This window comes from Streptomyces kaniharaensis (genome assembly GCF_009569385.1).
GTDB lineage: Bacteria > Actinomycetota > Actinomycetes > Streptomycetales > Streptomycetaceae > Kitasatospora > Kitasatospora kaniharaensis.
Genome location: NZ_WBOF01000001.1, coordinates 2,631,709 through 2,648,880, shown reverse-complemented (window position 1 = coordinate 2,648,880; position 17,172 = coordinate 2,631,709). Strand labels below are relative to the sequence as shown.

At 73.7% G+C, this 17,172-nt stretch carries 17 protein-coding genes, 1 tRNA gene and 1 pseudogene; 8 read left to right on the top strand and 11 right to left on the bottom strand.

Going from position 1 to position 17,172, the window contains the following annotated elements:
- Positions 1-153: 153 nt before the first annotated feature.
- Both F7Q99_RS12080 and F7Q99_RS12075 read left to right on the top strand, forming a co-directional pair.
- On the top strand, positions 154-2,481 hold the full coding sequence (locus F7Q99_RS12080) for a DEAD/DEAH box helicase (protein WP_153461230.1): 2,328 nt from the start codon (positions 154-156) through the stop codon (positions 2,479-2,481).
- Positions 2,482-2,694: 213 nt separating this feature from the next.
- Positions 2,695-3,524, top strand: a pseudogene (locus F7Q99_RS12075) (TIGR02452 family protein).
- A 20-nt stretch (positions 3,525-3,544) separates the two neighbouring features.
- Here the strand turns inward: F7Q99_RS12075 and F7Q99_RS12070 are convergent.
- Both F7Q99_RS12070 and F7Q99_RS12065 read right to left on the bottom strand, forming a co-directional pair.
- On the bottom strand, positions 3,545-3,883 hold the full coding sequence (locus F7Q99_RS12070; protein WP_153461229.1) for a hypothetical protein: 339 nt from the start codon (positions 3,881-3,883) through the stop codon (positions 3,545-3,547).
- 121 nt (positions 3,884-4,004) lie between these two features.
- The gene (locus F7Q99_RS12065; protein ID WP_230210194.1) at positions 4,005-5,099 is read right to left on the bottom strand and encodes a hypothetical protein; all 1,095 of its coding nucleotides are present in this window, start codon (positions 5,097-5,099) and stop codon (positions 4,005-4,007) included.
- A 100-nt stretch (positions 5,100-5,199) separates the two neighbouring features.
- Here F7Q99_RS12065 and F7Q99_RS12060 point away from each other — a divergent pair, with 100 nt between their 5' ends.
- Positions 5,200-5,649 carry an RICIN domain-containing protein gene (locus F7Q99_RS12060; protein WP_407697773.1) on the top strand — a complete coding sequence of 150 codons (450 nt, stop codon included), beginning with the start codon at positions 5,200-5,202 and terminating at the stop codon, positions 5,647-5,649.
- A 19-nt stretch (positions 5,650-5,668) separates the two neighbouring features.
- Here the strand turns inward: F7Q99_RS12060 and F7Q99_RS12055 are convergent, their stop codons facing one another.
- The 3 genes from F7Q99_RS12055 to F7Q99_RS12045 all read right to left on the bottom strand — a co-directional run bounded on the left by F7Q99_RS12055 (position 5,669) and on the right by F7Q99_RS12045 (position 8,557).
- Positions 5,669-6,364 (bottom strand): tyrosine-protein phosphatase, encoded by a 696-nt coding sequence (locus F7Q99_RS12055; RefSeq protein ID WP_153461228.1) that lies wholly within the window; start codon positions 6,362-6,364, stop codon positions 5,669-5,671.
- A gap of 195 nt (positions 6,365-6,559) precedes the next feature.
- Positions 6,560-7,318 (bottom strand): SDR family oxidoreductase, encoded by a 759-nt coding sequence (locus F7Q99_RS12050; protein WP_153461227.1) that lies wholly within the window; start codon positions 7,316-7,318, stop codon positions 6,560-6,562.
- A 21-nt stretch (positions 7,319-7,339) separates the two neighbouring features.
- Positions 7,340-8,557: a DNA glycosylase AlkZ-like family protein gene (locus tag F7Q99_RS12045; RefSeq protein ID WP_153461226.1), complete on the bottom strand. Its 1,218-nt coding sequence runs from the start codon at positions 8,555-8,557 to the stop codon at positions 7,340-7,342.
- A 72-nt stretch (positions 8,558-8,629) separates the two neighbouring features.
- Between F7Q99_RS12045 and F7Q99_RS12040 the strand changes: the two genes are divergently transcribed.
- A complete protein-coding gene (locus F7Q99_RS12040; protein WP_326847194.1) occupies positions 8,630-9,508 on the top strand; it encodes a nucleotidyltransferase domain-containing protein in 879 nt (292 codons plus the stop codon).
- Positions 9,471-9,543, top strand: a tRNA-Lys gene (locus F7Q99_RS12035). Before F7Q99_RS12040 ends, F7Q99_RS12035 begins: the two co-directional genes overlap by 38 nt.
- A gap of 16 nt (positions 9,544-9,559) precedes the next feature.
- Here F7Q99_RS12035 and F7Q99_RS12030 read toward each other — a convergent pair.
- Genes F7Q99_RS12030 through F7Q99_RS12005 form a run of 6 tightly spaced genes read right to left on the bottom strand, consistent with a single transcriptional unit; the run spans position 9,560 to position 15,231 of the window.
- Entirely contained in the window at positions 9,560-10,105 is a 546-nt protein-coding gene (locus tag F7Q99_RS12030) for a response regulator (protein WP_153461225.1), read from the bottom strand.
- On the bottom strand, positions 10,102-10,701 hold the full coding sequence (locus F7Q99_RS12025) for a flavoprotein (protein WP_153461224.1): 600 nt from the start codon (positions 10,699-10,701) through the stop codon (positions 10,102-10,104). The genes F7Q99_RS12030 and F7Q99_RS12025 overlap by 4 nt, the downstream gene beginning before the upstream one ends.
- Entirely contained in the window at positions 10,694-11,698 is a 1,005-nt protein-coding gene (locus F7Q99_RS12020) for an LLM class flavin-dependent oxidoreductase (protein ID WP_326846569.1), read from the bottom strand. Before F7Q99_RS12020 ends, F7Q99_RS12025 begins: the two co-directional genes overlap by 8 nt.
- A gap of 26 nt (positions 11,699-11,724) precedes the next feature.
- Positions 11,725-12,576: an ABC transporter permease gene (locus F7Q99_RS12015; RefSeq protein ID WP_326846568.1), complete on the bottom strand. Its 852-nt coding sequence runs from the start codon at positions 12,574-12,576 to the stop codon at positions 11,725-11,727.
- Positions 12,573-13,436 (bottom strand): ABC transporter ATP-binding protein, encoded by an 864-nt coding sequence (locus F7Q99_RS12010; RefSeq protein ID WP_230210193.1) that lies wholly within the window; start codon positions 13,434-13,436, stop codon positions 12,573-12,575. Before F7Q99_RS12010 ends, F7Q99_RS12015 begins: the two co-directional genes overlap by 4 nt.
- A 25-nt stretch (positions 13,437-13,461) precedes the next feature.
- Complete coding sequence (locus F7Q99_RS12005) at positions 13,462-15,231, bottom strand: ABC transporter ATP-binding protein (protein ID WP_153461223.1); 1,770 nt, start codon at positions 15,229-15,231, stop codon at positions 13,462-13,464.
- Between the two features lie 365 nt (positions 15,232-15,596).
- Between F7Q99_RS12005 and F7Q99_RS12000 the strand changes: the two genes are divergently transcribed.
- From F7Q99_RS12000 to lxmK, 3 genes are all read left to right on the top strand, one after another.
- Positions 15,597-15,755, top strand: a complete 159-nt coding sequence (locus F7Q99_RS12000) for a hypothetical protein (RefSeq protein WP_153461222.1) — start codon at positions 15,597-15,599, stop codon at positions 15,753-15,755.
- Positions 15,755-15,979 carry a hypothetical protein gene (locus F7Q99_RS11995; protein WP_153461221.1) on the top strand — a complete coding sequence of 75 codons (225 nt, stop codon included), beginning with the start codon at positions 15,755-15,757 and terminating at the stop codon, positions 15,977-15,979. The genes F7Q99_RS12000 and F7Q99_RS11995 overlap by 1 nt, the downstream gene beginning before the upstream one ends.
- Before the next feature lie 63 nt (positions 15,980-16,042).
- Entirely contained in the window at positions 16,043-17,170 is a 1,128-nt protein-coding gene (gene lxmK, locus F7Q99_RS11990) for a class V lanthionine synthetase subunit LxmK (protein ID WP_153461220.1), read from the top strand.
- Positions 17,171-17,172: the final 2 nt, after the last annotated feature.

The following is a 17,172-nucleotide window of genomic DNA, read 5'->3' as shown; positions in this document are numbered from 1 at the left end:
ATGGTGGTAGATCGTTCGTTTGATCCATTTGACTGGCGCCCTACTCCCATCTGGCGCCCTTGGCGCGTTCCGGCGATCCGTGGCTGACCGCATTGAGGCGGTTGTGAAACAGAACCCCGGACTTTGGCGCGTGCCACTTCCGGAAGGTTTTGAATGTCTCTCGTTGACGACGCCCGCTTCGCCATGCCCGCAAGCGAGTCCGCCGCCGATGCCGCCGACACCACCACCGACACCGAGCCGACCGCCGAGCTCGTCGAGACCGACGCCGTCGAGACGGACGCCGTCGAGGCCGAGGATTCCGCCGAGGCCGAGGAAGCCGCCGAGCCCACCATCACCTTCGGCGACCTGGGCCTGCCGGACGAGGTCGTCCGCGCCCTCGCCAAGCGCGGCGTCACCACCCCCTTCCCGATCCAGGCCGCGACCATCCCGGACGCCCTGGCCGGCAAGGACGTGCTCGGCCGCGGCCGTACCGGCTCCGGCAAGACCCTCAGCTTCGGTCTGCCGCTGCTGACCCGCCTCGCCGGCGGCGAGCGCACCCGCGCCAAGCACCCGCGCGGTCTGATCCTGGTCCCGACCCGCGAGCTGGCCATGCAGGTCGCCGACGCCCTGGAGCCGTTCGGCTCGGTGCTCGGCCTGCGCCTCAAGGTCGTCTGCGGCGGCACCTCGATGTCGAACCAGATCTACGCGCTGGAGCGCGGCGTCGACGTCCTGGTCGCCACCCCGGGCCGTCTGCGCGACCTGATCAACCGCGGTTCGGCCGTCCTCGAGGACGTCCAGGTGGCCGTCCTCGACGAGGCCGACCAGATGGCCGACATGGGCTTCCTGCCCGAGGTCACCGAGATCCTCGACCAGGTGCCGGCCGGCGGCCAGCGCCTGCTGTTCTCCGCCACCCTGGAGAACGAGATCGACACCCTGGTGAAGCGCTACCTGAACAACCCGGTCACCCACGAGGTCGACCCGTCGGCCGGCGCCGTCACCACCATGACCCACCACATCCTCGTGGTGAAGCCCAAGGACAAGGCGCCGATCACCAACGCGATCGCCGCCCGCAAGGGCCGCACGATCATCTTCGTCCGCACCCAGATGGGCGCCGACCGCGTCGCCGAGCAGCTCATCGAGGCCGGCGTGAAGGCCGACGCGCTGCACGGCGGCATGACCCAGGGCGCCCGCACCCGCGTCCTCGGCGACTTCAAGGACGGTTACGTCAACGTCGTCGTCGCCACCGACGTGGCCGCCCGCGGCATCCACGTCGACGGCATCGACCTGGTCCTCAACGTGGACCCGGCCGGCGACCACAAGGACTACCTGCACCGCTCCGGCCGCACCGCGCGCGCCGGCCGCTCCGGCACCGTCGTCACCCTGGTGCTGCCGCACCAGCGCCGCAGCGTGTTCCGGCTGATGGAGGACGCGGGCGTCGACGCCAGCCGCCACATCCTGGACCACGCCTTCGACGCCGAGGTCGCCCGGATCACCGGCGCCCGCTCGCTCACCGAGGTGCAGGCCGAGAGCGCCGCGAACATCGCCGGTGCGGCCGAGCGCGAGCTCGCCGACATGACCCGCCAGCTGGAGCGCGCGCAGCGCCGCGCCGCCGAGCTGCGCGAGGAGGCCGACCGTCTGGCCGCCCGTGCGGCGCGCGAGCGGGCCGCGCTGGGCATCGAGGACGAGGCCCCGGCCGCGGAGGCCGGCGAGGCCACCGCGGAGGCGGCGGCCGAGGCTCCCGCGGCGCCGGTGTCGGTGCCGGCCCAGGCCGCCCCGGCGGGCGAGGAGCGCACTCCGTCGTACCGCGAGGCGCGCACCGAGCGTCCGGCGTTCGGCCGCGACCGGGACCGTGACCGTGACCGGGACGACCGTGGGTTCAACCGTGACCGTGGCGGTTTCAACCGTGACCGTGACGATCGCGGCGCCCGCTCCGGCGGCTTCGACCGTGACCGCGGCGGCTTCAACCGTGACCGTGACGACCGCGGCGGCCGTTCGGGCGGTTTCAACCGTGACCGTGACGACCGCGGCGCCCGCTCCGGCGGCTTCGACCGTGACCGCGGTGGCTTCAACCGTGACCGTGACGACCGCGGCGGCCGTTCGGGCGGTTTCAACCGTGACCGTGACGACCGCGGCGCCCGCTCCGGCGGCTTCGACCGCGAGCGCGGTGGCTTCAACCGTGACGACCGTGGCGCCCGCTCCGGTGGCTTCGACCGTGACCGCGGCGGCTTCAACCGTGACCGTGACGACCGCGGCGGCCGCTCCTTCGGTGACCGTCCGGCCCGCTCCTTCGGCGACCGCCCGTCCTTCGGCCGGGACCGCGACGAGCGCGGCAGCAACAGCCGTCCGTTCTCGCGCCGCGACGACCACCGCTCCGGCGGCCGCCCGCAGGCCTCCGGTGGCTTCAACCGTGACCGTGACGACCGCGGCGCCCGCTCCGGTGGCTTCGACCGCGAGCGCGGTGGCTTCAACCGTGACGACCGCAAGCCGCGCTGGAAGAACTGAACGACCGGCGTCGCTTAGCCGGTAGTCGCACAGCCGGTAGTCGTCAGCTGACGCACGACGGGCCCGCTCCACTTCGGTGGAGCGGGCCCGTCGGCGTTCCCCCCGCAACGTTCCCCGGTGTCCCCCGGTATCCCCGATACCCCCCGAGGCGTTGTTCTGTCTGTGAGAATAACCTGTGGCGCGTGGTGAGGGAAGTCCCGTAGCGTCTGCGGCATGAGCAGCAGACTGCATGAAGTGGCCGTGGTGAACGAGGGGATCGTCGAGCGGGGGAGCTACCGGGCGGCCGGGGGCGAACTCGTGCAGGTGGAGGAGCAGTTGGCGGCGGCCAGGGCTGGGACGGTGTCGTACGCGCCGGCCGCCCTGGACGCCCTGCTGCGGGACGGCGGCCCGGGTCCGGGGCCCGGCCCGCGGCGGCCGGTGGAGGTGACGGCAGAGGGCAGCATCGAGGCCGCGCGGCGCCTGGTCGAGGCCGGGGCCGGGCCGGTCGGGGTGCTCAACTTCGCGTCCGCGCGCAATCCCGGCGGCGGCTACCTGCGCGGCGCCCGCGCCCAGGAGGAGGACCTGTGCCGCAGCGCGCTGCTGTACACCTGCCTGCTGGCGCCTACTACGAGGCGCACCGCGCGTCCGGCGATCTTCGCTACAGCCACCGGGTGATCGTCTCGCCCGGCGTGCCGGTGATCCGGGGCGCGCACGGCGAACTGCTCGCCCGGCCGTACCCCGTCACCTTCCTGACCTCGCCCGCGCCCAACCTCGGTCAGCTGGAGCGGCGTTCGGCGGGCGTCGACGTCCGCGGCGTGCTCGCCGAACGGGCACTGCGGGTGCTCGCGGCGGCGGCCCGGCACGAGATCCGGACGCTGGTGCTGGGCGCGTGGGGCTGCGGGGTGTTCCGCAACGACCCGGCGCAGGTCGCCGAGGCCTTCGAGGGCGCGCTGGCCCGGTACGGGGCCGCCTTCGAACACGTGGTGTTCGCGGTGTGGGACCGCACGCCGGTCTCGGCCAACCGGGCCGCGTTCGAGGCCCGGTTCGGCGCGGCGGTGCGGTGAGCCTCAGCCCCGTCGCACGGTCAGCGGGTCCGTCGTACGGCCAGCGCCGTCGCGACGGTCGAGGCGGCGGCGACCACCCCGGTGACCGCGAAGACGGACGGCCAGGCGCCGATCTTCTTCGCCAGCGGGTGCGAGGCGCCGAACGCCGCCACGTACAGCCCGGTCAGCGCCGCCGCGGTGGCCGCGCCCGAACGGCGGTGCCACTGCGCGGCCGCTCCGGCACCGGCCACCGCCAGCACCGCGCCGCCCAGCTCGCGACGCCCGCTCCAACGGGCCACGCCGTAACCGCCGACCAGACCGCTCGCCGCGGTCAGCGCGGCGGGCACGGCGGCCGAGAGCACGTTCGGGACCTTCGCCATCGTCGACTCCACTCATCGGACCGGTTCGCTTCGTCGGACCGGTTCGTTCCGGCTTCCGACGATAACCCGACCCTACGAGCCGGCCCCCGGCCCGGTGCCGTCCCGACCCGCGGTGCCGTTCCTACCGGAACGCCTCCTCGGCGGGCTGTGCCGGCGCCGTCCGGGCCAGCCGCTCCGCCGCCTCCGCCGGGGACAGCACCCGCTCCAGCCGCAGGTCGCCCGGGATCTCCTGGATGAACCGCCCCGCCGACCAGCTGCGCTCGTACGGCTGAGGGTCCAGCACCAGCGTGCGGACCCCGTCCAGCACCGGGATGTCGCTCGGCGTGCCCTCGTTCCAGAGCCACGAGCCGTCCGGCGCCACCAGGTTGAACGCGCCGCTCGCGATCACCTTGCGGCCGTCCAGGAACGCGTCGCGGCTGAGCGCCACCACCTCCGGGTCCGGCCGGGTACCCGGCAGGTGGCCGCCGCCGATCAGCACGTCGGCGAGCAGGGTGTGCAGCTGGAAGTTGTCGCTCAGCCCGTCCATGCGGAGCAGGTAGCCCGTGCCGGTGGGCCGGTCCAGCACCAGCAGCGGCTCGTCGTCGAGCAGTTGCGCCAGACAGGTGAGGCCCTTGAGGTCGTGGAAGCCGCCGCGGTACCGCCGGGCCAGCTCCAGCAGCACGGCCGTCACTCCTGAGGCGCGGGCCTCGGCCCGCACCGCCGCGTGCGCGTACACCGCCCACGCGGCCTGCTGCCACAGGTGCAGCGTCCACCAGCCGGCGACCGCCAGATGCGCCTGCCACTCGTCCAGCACCGCCGGATCCTCGATCCGCTCGTGCGCCTCGGCCGGACCGTCCTCCTCCGGGTCGGGCAGTGGGCCGCCGCCCGTCGCCTCCCATCGCTCCACCAGCCGCTGAGCGCCCGTCAGCGCCCCGCGCAGGCCCGCCAGCACCGGGCCGGCACAGGCCGACGGATCGGCGCCGCCCTCCACGCACGCGCCCACCACCATCGCCAGGTGCGAGCGGGGGAACGGTGGGGCGTCCGGCAGCAGCGCGGCCAGCCGGGGCCCGGCCGCCGCGACCTCGGCCGGGCCGGCCGCGCCGAACAGCCCGGCCACCTGGCCCAGCGCGGGGCCGAACCGCTCGTCGTCGGCGGCCGCGATCGCCGCCTCCAAGGCCGTCACCGCATCGGTGAAGGTGGGCTGCTGACGGAACGGTGGATTGTGATCGGAAGCCATTCGCCGCAGCATAGGCGGCGGTGCGAGCGGGTGTGCCGTCGGGTGCCCGCCGTCACCTTCGGCCGCGAGGCCTGTCGGACCCCGGTGGGAGACTTCACCCGTGACTGACACCGCGATCACGGACGGCCTCTACCGGGTCCGCAACGTCGCCAGCGGGCTCCTGCTCGGAGTCGCCGACGGCAGCCGCCGCAGCGGCGCCCGCATCCACCACGGCGAGGACACCGGCACCGACGCCCAGCTCTGGCGCCTCACCGCCGTCCACCCCGGCGGCGCCCTCTACCACCTGGAGAACGCCGCCAGCGGCAAGCGCCTCGACGTCACCGGGGCCTCCTCCGACAACGGCGTCCTCATCCAGCAGTGGTCGGCCAACGCCTTCGGCGCCCAGGAATGGCTCCTCGAACACCACGACGACGCCCCGGGCACGTACACCATCACCAGCTTCATCAGCGGCAAGCCGCTGACCGCCGCCCCGGCCCCCGACCCTGCCGTCCGGCAGTGGGAGGACATCGACTCCCCCACGCAGTGGTGGCGGCTGGAGCGCCAGGGGTAGGGGTAGGGGCGGGGGCGGATCAGGCGGAGAGGTTGGTCCGGAGGGCCGAGAGGTCCTCGTCGGTGACGCCGTGGGCGCGGAGGTAGCCGGAGATCGAGCCGTGGTGGGTGCCGATCCAGGCGAGCGCGGAGGCGAGAAGGGCGGCGTACACGGGGCGGGAGACGCGCTCGGTGCCGGTCTCGTCGCGGTACGGGGTGGGGCCGTCGAGGAGGCCGAGACCGGCGTTGGAGAGCAGGAAGCCGGCGGTGATGTCGGCCTCGGAGGCGTCGAGGAGGGACTGCAGGACGGCGATGGTGAGGCCGGTGCGGTCCTTGCCGACGGCGCAGTGGACGACGGCCGGGAGGGCGCCCGGCGTGGCGAGGCGGCGGACGGTGGCGGCCAGGGAGGGCCCGGCGGTCTCGGCCATGAACGGGTAGAGCTCGGCCTGGTCCTCGGGCCAGGGGCGGTCGAGGTCCTCGCGGTTGGCGGGGAGGGTCGGCAGGTTGAGGGTCTCGTGGTCGAGGCAGTGCCACAGGTCGGGCCAGACCTCCAGCTCGAACGGGCTGCGCAGGTCGATCACGGTGCGCAGACCGAGGGCCTTGAGCCGCCGGGCGCCCTCCTCGGTGAGGGTGTGGAAGGACCCGGAGCGGTAGAGCACGCCGCGGCGGAGGGCGCCGATGCCCCCGGCGTCACGGAAGTTGCGGACACCGGGGATGTCGATGAAGGCGTCGGTCATGGGCACCACGGTACGGGTGCGGACGGGGCGGCGGGAGGAATCCGGAGACGTCGGGGGCGTGGTCGCGGGGAAGATCTCAGCGTTCGCCCGGCGTCCGCCCATCGTCCTCTCGGCGTCCGCGTGTCGTGCGCGCGTCGTCCTCCCAGGGGCCGCTCAGGGCCGCTCAGGGCCGCTCGGGGTCCGCTCAGGGCCCGCTCAGCGTCCGCCGGAGACGTCCAGGAACGCCCCGGTGGTGTACGAGGCGGCGGGGGAGAGGAGGAAGAGGATCGACTCGGCGACCTCCTCGGGCCGCCCACCGCGCCGCATCGGCAGGCCGGGTGCGACCCGGTCGACGCGGCCGGGCTCGCCGCCCAGCGCATGGATCCCGGTGTGGATCAGGCCCGGGCGGACGGCGTTGACCCGGATGCCCTCGGCGGCGACCTCCAGGGCCAGGCCGCGGGTCATCGAGTCGACGGCGCCCTTCGCGGCCGCGTAGTCGACGTACTCGTTCGGCGAGCCGAGCCGGGAGGCGGCCGAGGAGACGTTGACGATGGCGCCGCCGCGCCCGCCGTGCCGGGTGGACATCCGCCGGACGGCCTGCTTCGCGCAGAGGAACGGGCCGGTGATGTTGGCGGCCCAGATCCGGGTCAGCCGGTCCTCGTCGAGGTCCTCCAGCCGGCACTGCCTCTCCAGTGTGCCGGCGTTGTTCACCAGGCCCGTGAGCAGCCCGAGTTCGGCGTCCACCGTGGCGAACAGCCGCTCCACGTCGGCGGTGCGGGAGACGTCGGCCCGGACGGCGATCGCGGTGCCGCCCTCGGCGCGGATGGTGGCCACGACGGCGGCGGCGGAGGCCTCGTCCGCACGGTAGTTGACGCAGACGTGGTAGCCGCGCCGTCCGGCGAGCAGGGCGGTGGCGGCACCGATGCCGCGGCCGGCGCCGGTGACGAGCAGGACCTCGGGAGGAGCGGTCGACATGGTTCGTACCGTACCCGGGGGTCAGCCGGCTGTGCGGGGGATTCCGGGGATGCCGGCCGCCGCTCTCAGCACCGCGATCTTCGGCGCGCGGCTCTTCGGCGAGTCGAGGCTGAACCCGCGGGCGTCGCCGAGCTCGTCCCGGACGAACGCCTCCGTCCGCCGCAGAGCCTCGCGCAGCGCGTCGTCGGGCGGCACGAAGGACTGGTGGACGATCTCCGCCCGCTCGGTGTCGTACTCCCACAGCCCGACGATCCGGCCCCGGTCGAGCACCACATGGGTCTGCGGGTCGGCCTCGCCGCCGAACGGGCGGCCGACCCGGCCGGCGGGCAGCGGGCGCTCGGCGTCGGCCGGGTCGAGCAGCCGGGGGAGGTCGCGGTGCAGCAGATGGATGCCGTCGATGCCGGCGAGCAGCGTGTAGCGCGGTTCGGCCGGCACGGTGAACTCCGCGAACTCGTCGACGAGTTCGGGTGGGAGGAGGAACTCGGAGCCGGGCGCCGGCGGCACCATCCCGGCCTCGGCGACGGCCCGCCGGGCGGTGGCCGCGGTGAACCCCGAGAACCAGCGGAAGTGCTTCAGCGTGGCCGGACCGGCCCAGGAGAAGTAGCGGCGGGCGAAGTCCGCGGCATCCCCGGAGACGGGCTGGTCCCACCCCACGTAGCCGTAACGCTGCTGGTCCAGACGGCCGTTGACGGGCACCCGGCGGATCCGCCCGCGCGACTGCATCAGTCCGAGGGCCAGCGGCAGCGTCGTCGAGACGCCGCGTTTCTTCCCCGCCTCGCCGAGCGGCCGGACGGCGTCCCCGACCGCCTCCCTGATCGACGTCGGATCCAGCGGCTCCACGTCCGACAGCACCCGCTCGATCGCCAGGCAGAGCTTCTCCACCTCGTCCCGGCCGACCCCCAGATGCTTCTCCGCGGCGGCCAGTTCACCCGCCGGGGCGGCCGCGCCGACCGCCAGCCCCAGCGCGAAGTCGGCCGCCGGCAGGACGTACGTGCAGCCGCGCGCCGTCGGCAACTCGTGCACCTCCAGCCGCGCCACCGCCGCGTCCACCGCCGCCCGGCCCAGCCCGGCCCGGGCGAACAGGCCCAGATACGGCGCCGCGCCACCCACCGAGCGGGCCCACCCGGTGGCGGCCAGCACCTCGGCGGCCGACGCGCCGGTGTGCGGGCGGTCCAGCCACTGGCGGTGCGACCACCAGGCCCGCAGCTTCTCGGGGCTGATCTCCGGACTGTGCTCCATGGGCCCAGTATCGGCGGACCGGCCGGCCCGGCACCGGAATTCGCTCGCCCGGCGCGGCCCGTACCAGGGAGGATGCGGTACCGGCCGTTCGACCGCACCGTCGACGCTCGACCACGCCATCGAGAGGAGCACGCCATGCTTTCCGTCCCCGGTACCGTCCTGCTCGCCGGCATCGTCGGCTCGACCGCGTACGGCTTCGCCCACGCCGGCTCCGACATCGACCGGCTCGGCCTGTTCGCGACCCCCACCGAGGAGTTGCACGGCCTGCACCGCCCCGCCGAGTCGCACGTCGGCACCGCGCCGGACGTCACCCTGCACGAGGCCGCCAAGTGGTGCCGCCTCGCGCTCTCCTGCAACCCCACCGCGTCCGAACTCGTCTGGCTGCCCGACGACCTGTACGAGACCCGCACCCCGCTCGGCGCCGAACTCATCGCGATCCGCACCAGCTTCCTGAGCGCGCCCGCCGTCCGGAACTCCTATCTCGGCTACGCCGACCAGCAGTTCCGCAAACTGCTGACCCGCGACACCACCGACCCCGCCACCCGCCGCCGGGCCGCCAAGCACGCCCGCCACCTCGTCCGGCTCGTCGAACAGGCCGTCCGCCTCCACGAGACCGGCACCAACGTCGTCCGCCTCCCCGACCCCGACCGCATCCGCGACCTCGGCGAACGCATAGCCGACGACCCGGCCACCGCCGAACCCCTCCTCACCGCCGCCGCCGACCGCCTCACCCGCCCCGGCATCCTCCCCGCCACCCCCGACCCGCGCCCCGCCGAAGCCTGGCTCCGCCGCGTCCGCGCCGCCCACTACACCCCACCCCCCACCCCGGCGCGTCCCCCCAATCCACTGGCGGACCCGCGGGCCCCACCGGGTAGGATCGCAGTGGCCCTCCCCACACGGGGACCGGGGCCGCGGGCCACTAGCTCAATTGGCAGAGCTGCGGACTTTTAATCCGTAGGTTCAGGGTTCGAGCCCCTGGTGGCCCACCGAACGGAGGCCAGGTCAGAAACTCTCTGACCTGGCCTTTTCCATTCCCGTTTCATCCCGCACGGAAGGTTCTGCCCTCAATGCCGTGCCGGGGTGGCCCAGTTCTCCGGCAAGAGCCGCTTCCCCGGCCGTGCTGATCGCGTCGCCGAGCAGCCCGGGGTCGACGTGGCACCGACCGGCCGGTGCGGCCCGGACGACCGCGGCGAGTTCGGTGACCGAGACGGCCTTCGGCAGGAAGGCGCTCACGCCGGCGGCCAGGGCGCCGGTGAGCCCGGTCGCGTCGGCCCGGGCGGTGACCAGCACCGCGCGGCTGTTCGGCAGCAGGCTGCCGAGCGCCTCGGCGACCCGGATGCCGTCGAGTCCGGGGAGGTCCAGGTCCGCGACCACGACGTCGGGGCGGTGCGCGATGGCCATCGCCAGGGCCTGCGGGCCGGTGGCGGCCTGCGCCACCACCTCGATGTCGCCCTCCGGCAGCAGTGCGAGCAGCTTCGTCCGGAGCTCGCGGATCCGCCGGTCGTGGTCGGCCAGCAGCAGGCGGATCCGCGGTGGCGGGCCGATCACCCCGAGGCCAGCCGGTCGAGCGCGGCGAGGGCGTCCGGCAGCGGCGCCGCGGTGGACGCGTCCATCCGGCCCGTCGTGACGCTGTACCCCGACTGCGGCGGCAGCACGGCGATGTTGGGCCGCCGTTCCAGGGCGTTGAGATGCCGGAGGTAGGCGGGCGATTCGGCGCCGCCCGGCGGCAGCGCCGGGGCCAGCACGATGGGGGAGCGGGTGCAGTGGAGGGCGAGCATGACGGGGGTGTCCGCGAGCCCGAGCGCCAGCCGGGCGATGAAGTGGAAGCTCGCCGGGTAGACCACGACGCCCTCCGCCCACTGGGCGAGGTCCACGTGCAGGGCGGTGGTTTCGGGCTCCTGCGGCCAGGCGTCCTGAAGCACTGGCTTACCCAGGATCGGCGACAGCGTCACCCGGCTGACGAAGCGCTCGGCGGTGCGGGTGAGGACCACCTTGGTGTCGACGTCCGGGTGTTCGAGCCGTAGCCAGTTGAGCCAGAACGGTAGCGAGGCCACGCCCAGCGAGCCGGTGCCGACCAGCAGCAGCCGGCGGGTGGCCAGGGGCGGCGCCGTCCGGGGCGCTGCCCCGGTGACCGGATCAGCCATGGGTGACCGCCCCCTCGGCGTCGAAGATCTCCTCCAGGTCGGCGATCGCGGAGTGCACGCCCTCGGTGAGCATCACCCCCGCCGGGTTGAGGACGACCTCGTCCACCCCGCAGTGCCGGTAGTGCTGGAGGGCCTCGGCGATCTCCTGCGCGGTGCCGGTCACGAACACCCCGGACTGCAGCAGGGCGCGCGCCCCGGCCTTGGGGTCCGCGGCGTCCACCGCCAGCCCGGCCTTGCGCAGCATGTCGGTGTAGTGGGCGGCCCCGAGGTGCGTGCCGGCGCCCCGGAAGGCGACGTGCTCGATGTCGCGGCCCGGCCGGGTGAGGGCGACGTGCACCACGGTCGCGATCCGCGGCGTGGCGGTGCCCGCCTCCGCGGCGCCGGCGGCGAGTTCGGGCGCCAGGGTGTCGCGGACGTAGTCGGGCGGGGTCATCCAGGTGATCGCCACGTCGGCCACCCCGCCCGCGGTCCTCGCCATCCGCGGCCGCAGCACGCCCAGGCCGATCTCGACGGGCGGGGCGTGGAACGGCTGGAGCTTGGCGTGGACGTCGTGGTACCGGCCCTGGTGTTCGACCGGTTGCCCGGACAGCAGGGCGCGCATGGTCGTGGCGAATTCCAGTGCGGCGGTGCGCGGGCTGGGATACGGCTCGCGCATCACCATCCGCTGGAACTCCGGTGCGCCGAGGCCGATTCCGGCCACGAACGGCTCCCCGGTCAGCGTCGCCACCGAACGGGCCTCGACCGCCGCGTGGTAGGGGTGCCGCAGCGGTGCCAGGGCGACGCCGGTGGCGCAGGGCAGCCGCAGGCCCATGCCCGCCAGCGCGGCGAACACCTGGTGGCTCTCCACGGTGAGCGACTGGCCGATCCACAGCCGTCGGGCCGCCCGGCGTTCGGCGAAGCGGGCGAGCGGGACGACCTGATGGATCGACGAGGGCTGGAGCGGGTAGACCACGGCGGTCCGATGGGTGGCCGACGAGTCGGTGTCGTGCGCGAACACAGCTTCTCCGGAAGGGTCGTGGGAGGTCAGCGGACGGGGGCCACGGTCGAGCGCTGGCGCCGGTCGGAGAGCCGGCTGCCGGACTCCTTCCGGGCCATCCTGAACAGCAGGCGGGGTGCGAGGGCCAGCCCGAGCACGCACCAGGCGGAGAGCACCCCGAAGGTCGCCAGGTGCTGCCAGCCGCCAGCGGCCTCGGCGACCGCCGCGTCGTCCGGCATGATCGCCGAACGGACGCCCTGGGCCATCCACTTGATCGGGAAGACGTCGGCGGTCCGCTGGAGCACGTGCGGCATCACGGTGGTCGGGAAGAACACCCCGGAGATGGCGACCAGCCCGTACAGCGGGATCATGACGACGGCGAGCGCCTCCCGCGGGTTGGGCAGTACGGCGCCCACCGCGGCGCCCAGCGCGCTGGCCCCGACCAGCCCGAGACCCAGGACCCAGAGCAGGGTGGCCCACTGCTGGACGGACCCCGGCAGCGACGAGCCGACGAACAGCGCGCCGCCGACCAGCAGGACGGCGGCGCCGACCCCGACGACGAGGGCGACCACGCAGACCTTGCCCAGCAGGTAGGCGAGCATTCCGCCGGGCGTGCCACGCATGCGCAGCAGGGTGCCGTCCTCCCGCTCCGAGGCGAGGATCTGCGCGAGCGTGGTGATCCCGGTCAGCGAGACCAGCGACGCCAGTCCGCCGGCGATCACCAGCTGCGCGGCCGGCACGGTGGTGCCGGGGACGGGGTGGTCGGTGAACCCGGCGAACACCAGGAAGATCATCGGAAGCGACAGGTGGGAGAACCACTCCCGCTTGCTGCGCAGGATGTGCCGGATCTCCATGCCGCCCCGGTGCAGCCCGGCCCGGAGCGTGCGGGATGCGTTCACTGGGTGTCCTCCTGGTGGATCATGCGCAGATAGGTGTCCTCGAGGGTGGGGCGGTGCACTTCGAGCCCCGGGATCGGGCCGCCCAGGCGGTTGTGGAGCGACCAGACGAAGCCGGAGGGGTCCGCGGTCGGTTCGCTGCGCGGAACACCGTCCTCCAGCCAGCGGACCTCCGCCTGTGCCCGGATCGATTCGGCCAGCTCGGCGGTGGTGCCGCAGGCGGCCAGCCGGCCCCGGATCAGGATGGCGATCCGGTCGGCCAGCCGTTCGGCCTCGGCCAGGTCGTGTGTGGTGAGCAGGACGGTCATGCCCTCCTCCTGGCTGAGCCGTTCCACGAGCTGGTGGAACTCACGCCGGGCCACCGGGTCGAACCCGGTGGTCGGCTCGTCGAGGAACAGCAGCTCCGGCCGGCCGAGGATCCCCAGCGCCACGTCGAGCCGGCGGCGCTGGCCGCCGGACAACTGGGCGGAGGACTGCCGCGCGTGCTCCTCCAAGCCGACCAGCCGCAGCACCTCCGCGGGGTCGCGCGGGTCGGCGTGGTAGCGCGCGAAGTGTTCGATCAACTCGCCGACCCGCCACCGGGGGTGGTCGCGCCAGGACTGCATGACGATGCCGATGCGTCCTCGCCAGTCGCCGTCCGGCCGGTCGGGGTCGCAGCCGAGCACGCTGACCTCGCCTCCGGAGCGGCGGCGGAAGCCTTCGAGGATCTCGATCGTGGTGGTCTTGCCCGCGCCGTTGGGCCCGAGCAGCGCGAGCACTTCGCCGCGCGGGATGTCCAGGTCGACGCCGTGCAGTGTGTCGCGGCTGCCGTAGCGCATCCTCAGGTCGCGGACCCGGATCGCCGTATCGCGGTGTGGGGTCATGGGACATGCACCTCTTGGTGGTGGGTCAGACGGTCTGGAGTTCGCGGTGGTGGCCGAGCTGGCTGGTGACCAGGTCCTGGTACCGCGGGCAGCGCGCGAGCAGGTCCTCGTGCGGTCCGGCGTCGACCACCGAGCCCGCGTCGAGCAGGACGACCCGGTCGGCGTGCAGGACGGTGGAGAGCCGGTGCGCCACGACGACGACCGCGCGGGTCTCGGCCAGCGAGTCGACCAGGTCGCGCAGCCGCTGCTCGTTGATTGCGTCCAGCTGGGAGGTGGGCTCGTCGAGCAGGATGACGTCGGCGTCGGTGAGCAGGACCCGGGCGAGGGCCAGGCGCTGCCGCTGGCCGCCGGAGAGATCGGTGGCCCGGCCCAGGACGGTGTCCAGGCCGTCGGGCAGCCGCAGGACGTCCTGGCGCAGTCCGACCCGGTCGAGCGTGTCGAGCAGGACGGCGTCACCGAGCGGCTCGGCGCTGCCGAGTTCGAGGTTCTCCCGTACGGTGCCCTCCAGCAGCGTGAACGCCTGGTCGACGTAGGCGACCCGGCGGCGCAGCTCGGGCAGCGGCCAGTCGTGGACGTCGCGGCCCAGCACCCGGATCAGGCCCGTCTGCGCGGTGTCGAACCGGTCGGTCAGCGACAGCACGGTGGACTTGCCCGCACCAGAGGCGCCTACCAGGGCCGTCAGCCCGCGGGCCGGCGCGGCGAAGGAGAGGCCGCGCAGCACCGGCTGGGCGCCGTGGGCGAAGGAGACGTCGGTGAACTCCACCGCGGCGGCGCCCGCGACCGGCTCGGTCCGTCCGGCGGCTTCCTCGCCACCCTCCTCCGCGGGCAAGGCCAGCAGCTCGTCGAACCGCTCCTGTGCCGCCCGGCCGGCCTGCAGGCGGCCGACACCGGTGGCGACCACGGTGACCGGGGCGACCAGCTGGAGCAGGTAGAGCAGGAAGGCGGCGAACTCGGGCACTCCGAGGTGTCCGTCGGCGATCCGCGCGCCACCACCCAGGATCACGCTCACCAGGGCGAGTTGCTGCCCCAGGTTCAGCACCGGGGTGATCAGGGACTGGAGCCGGGCACCGTCGAGCGCGCAGGTTGTGAGCCGCTGCGCCTCGTCCGACAGGTGGTTCGCGACGCGGGTCTCGGCCCGGTACGCCTTGACGGTGGGCAGCGCGTCCAGGGCGGCCGTGAAGCGCTGGGCGAGCTCGCCCAGCGCGGTCTGCTGAGTGACGAAGTTCCGCCGCACTCGGATCATCACGACGCCGATGACGGCGCCGGCCAGCGCGAACGAACCGATCGTCACCAGCACCAGCACCCAGTCCAGCAGCGCCATGACCACCAGGGTGGAGACGACGGTGAGGACCGCGATGGGCAGTTGCACCACGCCGACGTCGACGATCGAGCGCAGCACCATGGCGTCCGAGGTGATCCGGGCGACCAGGTTGCCCGGGCCCGCGGCGCGGACGGTGGTCAGCGGAAGGCGCAGGGCGTGGGCCATCACCCGGTCCCGCAGCCGGAGGATCAGGAACTCGCCCAGCCTGGCGAGCTGCCGGCCGGAGACGGCCGCGGTGACCGCTCCGACGAGGGCGAGCCCGACCATGACCGAGACGGGCTTCAGCAGGCCGCTGTGCTGCGCGAAGGCGGTCAGGACGTCCTTGACGACGATCGGCACGGCCAGCGTCGTCCCGGTCGAGACCAGGGCGAGCAGAGCGGCCCCGGCCAGCTTCAGCCGGTCGCCGCGCAACAGGTCGGTCCACAGCCGAATTCTCGGTGGGGTGGCTACGGCGTGTTCGGGTGATCCGGGCATGGTCGCGCGTCCTCGTCATTCGGGGGGCGGAAAGCCGACGTCGATTTCGGCGCGACCTTTCTAGCAATTGCGGAGCGGCCGAAGAATCGCGTTAGTGGGGTGCGAGGACGATGCGCAGGCCACCGTGGGGCGCGGCGCAAATATGGCGCAGGTCGGGCCGTTCCAAAGTTTCGGGCCCTCGGCAGACAGGTTGTTCTGTCCGGTTCTGTCATGCGATGCCCGTATTGCGCGCCGGGAGTGTTGCTGCATGCAGCTAGCTGCACACGGCGCCGGCTGTACCCGCACAGTGCCCGCTCGGCAGACTTGAGACATCGAAGAGGGCGCGTCGAAAGCGCTCGCCGATCCGAATTCAACCGGGGGAAAAAATGAGGGGAATCATCTCCGCTTTCGTGGCCGCGTTCGCCGTCGTCGCCGTCTGTGGAGCGGTCGCCACGACGAGCACGGTGAATTCCGCCGCGCCGACCGGCCCGCTGGGCGTGAAGCTGCCGACCGTGGTCGCGTACGACACCGCCTGGGGCAGCTGATGCCGGCCGGCGCGGGAACCGGCCGCGGCGCGCGGTACGCGTCCGTGGTCAAGCCGGTGCTCGCGTCCGCGGTCGCGATGCTCGCAGTGCTCACCGCCCAGCAGCTCATGAGGCGACGTCAGGTCCGCAGGGCCCGCGCCGTGCTGGCCGAGATGAGGGCGACGCGTCGCCGGACCGTCCCCACCGCTCCCGAGGCCTGGTCCGTCCGTTCCACCCACTGGTGACGGATGCGCCGCCCCGTCGGCCCGGCCATGCCTCTTCCGATCCTCTCCACGCAGAGAAGTCTCATGTCAACTGACTTGAAGAACCCGCCGAACCCGCCCAAGCTCCGGTACACGCCGGTGTCGCTCGACGACGCTCCGCAGGTCCAGGGCCTGCTCACCCGGGCCGGACTCGGCGCCCTGGACCCGGAGGCACTGACCTCCTACATGGGCCGCAACGACAACTGGGCCGGAACCACGTCCACCGGCGCCGAGGTCTTTGTCAAGCACATCGGCGGAAGCCCGCAGGACTCGCTGAGCCGGTTCAGCCGGGTCACCTCGTTCGACCGGATCCTGCGCTCCGCCCCGGTGGCCGAACTCCGCAGTCCCGCGCTGCTCGCCGCCGACGAGCCGTCCCGCATGCTCGCCTTCGACCTGCTGGACGGCTGCCGGTCCGGCGCCGAACTGGCCTCGGACGAGGAGTTCGACGACACGCTGTCCGAGCGGGCCGGCCGGCTGGTCGCCGAACTGCACGAACTCCCGCTCGACGAGCACGAGCTGGACGACTCGCTGCCCCCGATGCCGCCCATGGACAGCCTGCAGGCGTTGCCGTGGTCGCTGTTCGTGAACTGCAGCGCGGCCCAGCTGGAGGCCTGGGGCCTCATGCAGTCGGACCGGGAGCTGCTGGCCGCACTCGGCGAGCTTCGGGAGCGCGAACTGGCGGCCGAGCGCCGCCCGTCCCACTGCGACCTGCGGCTCGACCAGTTCCTGCTGTCGGGCGAGACGCTGCTGCTCACCGACTGGGAGGAGTTCCGGCTGGCCGATCCGGCCCGGGACGTCGGCGGGTTCGCCGGCGAGTGGCTCTACCGGGCCGTCCTCGGCATTCCGAAGGCGCTCGGCTCCGAGGATCGCTTCGGCCGCTCGCCGTCCCACGAGGACGTGGTCGGCCGAGGCGTCGAGGAGCTGGACCGGCTGCGCCCGCGGATCGAGGCGTTCTGCGCCGGGTACCGGGCGGTGCGTCCGGAGCTCGACGCCGGGTTCGCCGCCCGGACCGCCGGCTACGCGGGCTGGCACCTGATCGAGCGGATGCTCGCCGGCTCCGCCCAGCGCGTCCGGCTCGGCGCCGTAGACCGGGCCGCGGCCGGGATCGGCCGCACCGCGCTGCTCGCGCCCGCCGCTTCCGTCACCACGCTCGGCCTGGGGGGCCTCTCGTGAAC

Coding starts and splice junctions, on each gene's coding strand:
- F7Q99_RS12055 (WP_153461228.1), bottom strand. CDS start 6,364: ATGACCGACGCCTTCATCGACATCCCCGGTGTCCGCAACTTCCGTGAC.
- F7Q99_RS12070 (WP_153461229.1), bottom strand. CDS start 3,883: ATGGCGAAGGTCCCGAACGTGCTCTCGGCCGCCGTGCCCGCCGCGCTG.
- F7Q99_RS11995 (WP_153461221.1), top strand. CDS start 15,755: ATGCCGGCCGGCGCGGGAACCGGCCGCGGCGCGCGGTACGCGTCCGTG.
- F7Q99_RS12045 (WP_153461226.1), bottom strand. CDS start 8,557: ATGGAGCACAGTCCGGAGATCAGCCCCGAGAAGCTGCGGGCCTGGTGG.
- F7Q99_RS12010 (WP_230210193.1), bottom strand. CDS start 13,436: ATGACCCCACACCGCGATACGGCGATCCGGGTCCGCGACCTGAGGATG.
- F7Q99_RS12065 (WP_230210194.1), bottom strand. CDS start 5,099: ATGGCTTCCGATCACAATCCACCGTTCCGTCAGCAGCCCACCTTCACC.
- F7Q99_RS12000 (WP_153461222.1), top strand. CDS start 15,597: ATGAGGGGAATCATCTCCGCTTTCGTGGCCGCGTTCGCCGTCGTCGCC.
- F7Q99_RS12040 (WP_326847194.1), top strand. CDS start 8,630: ATGCGGTACCGGCCGTTCGACCGCACCGTCGACGCTCGACCACGCCAT.
- F7Q99_RS12005 (WP_153461223.1), bottom strand. CDS start 15,231: ATGCCCGGATCACCCGAACACGCCGTAGCCACCCCACCGAGAATTCGG.
- F7Q99_RS12025 (WP_153461224.1), bottom strand. CDS start 10,701: ATGGCTGATCCGGTCACCGGGGCAGCGCCCCGGACGGCGCCGCCCCTG.
- F7Q99_RS12080 (WP_153461230.1), top strand. CDS start 154: ATGTCTCTCGTTGACGACGCCCGCTTCGCCATGCCCGCAAGCGAGTCC.
- lxmK (WP_153461220.1), top strand. CDS start 16,043: ATGTCAACTGACTTGAAGAACCCGCCGAACCCGCCCAAGCTCCGGTAC.
- F7Q99_RS12050 (WP_153461227.1), bottom strand. CDS start 7,318: ATGTCGACCGCTCCTCCCGAGGTCCTGCTCGTCACCGGCGCCGGCCGC.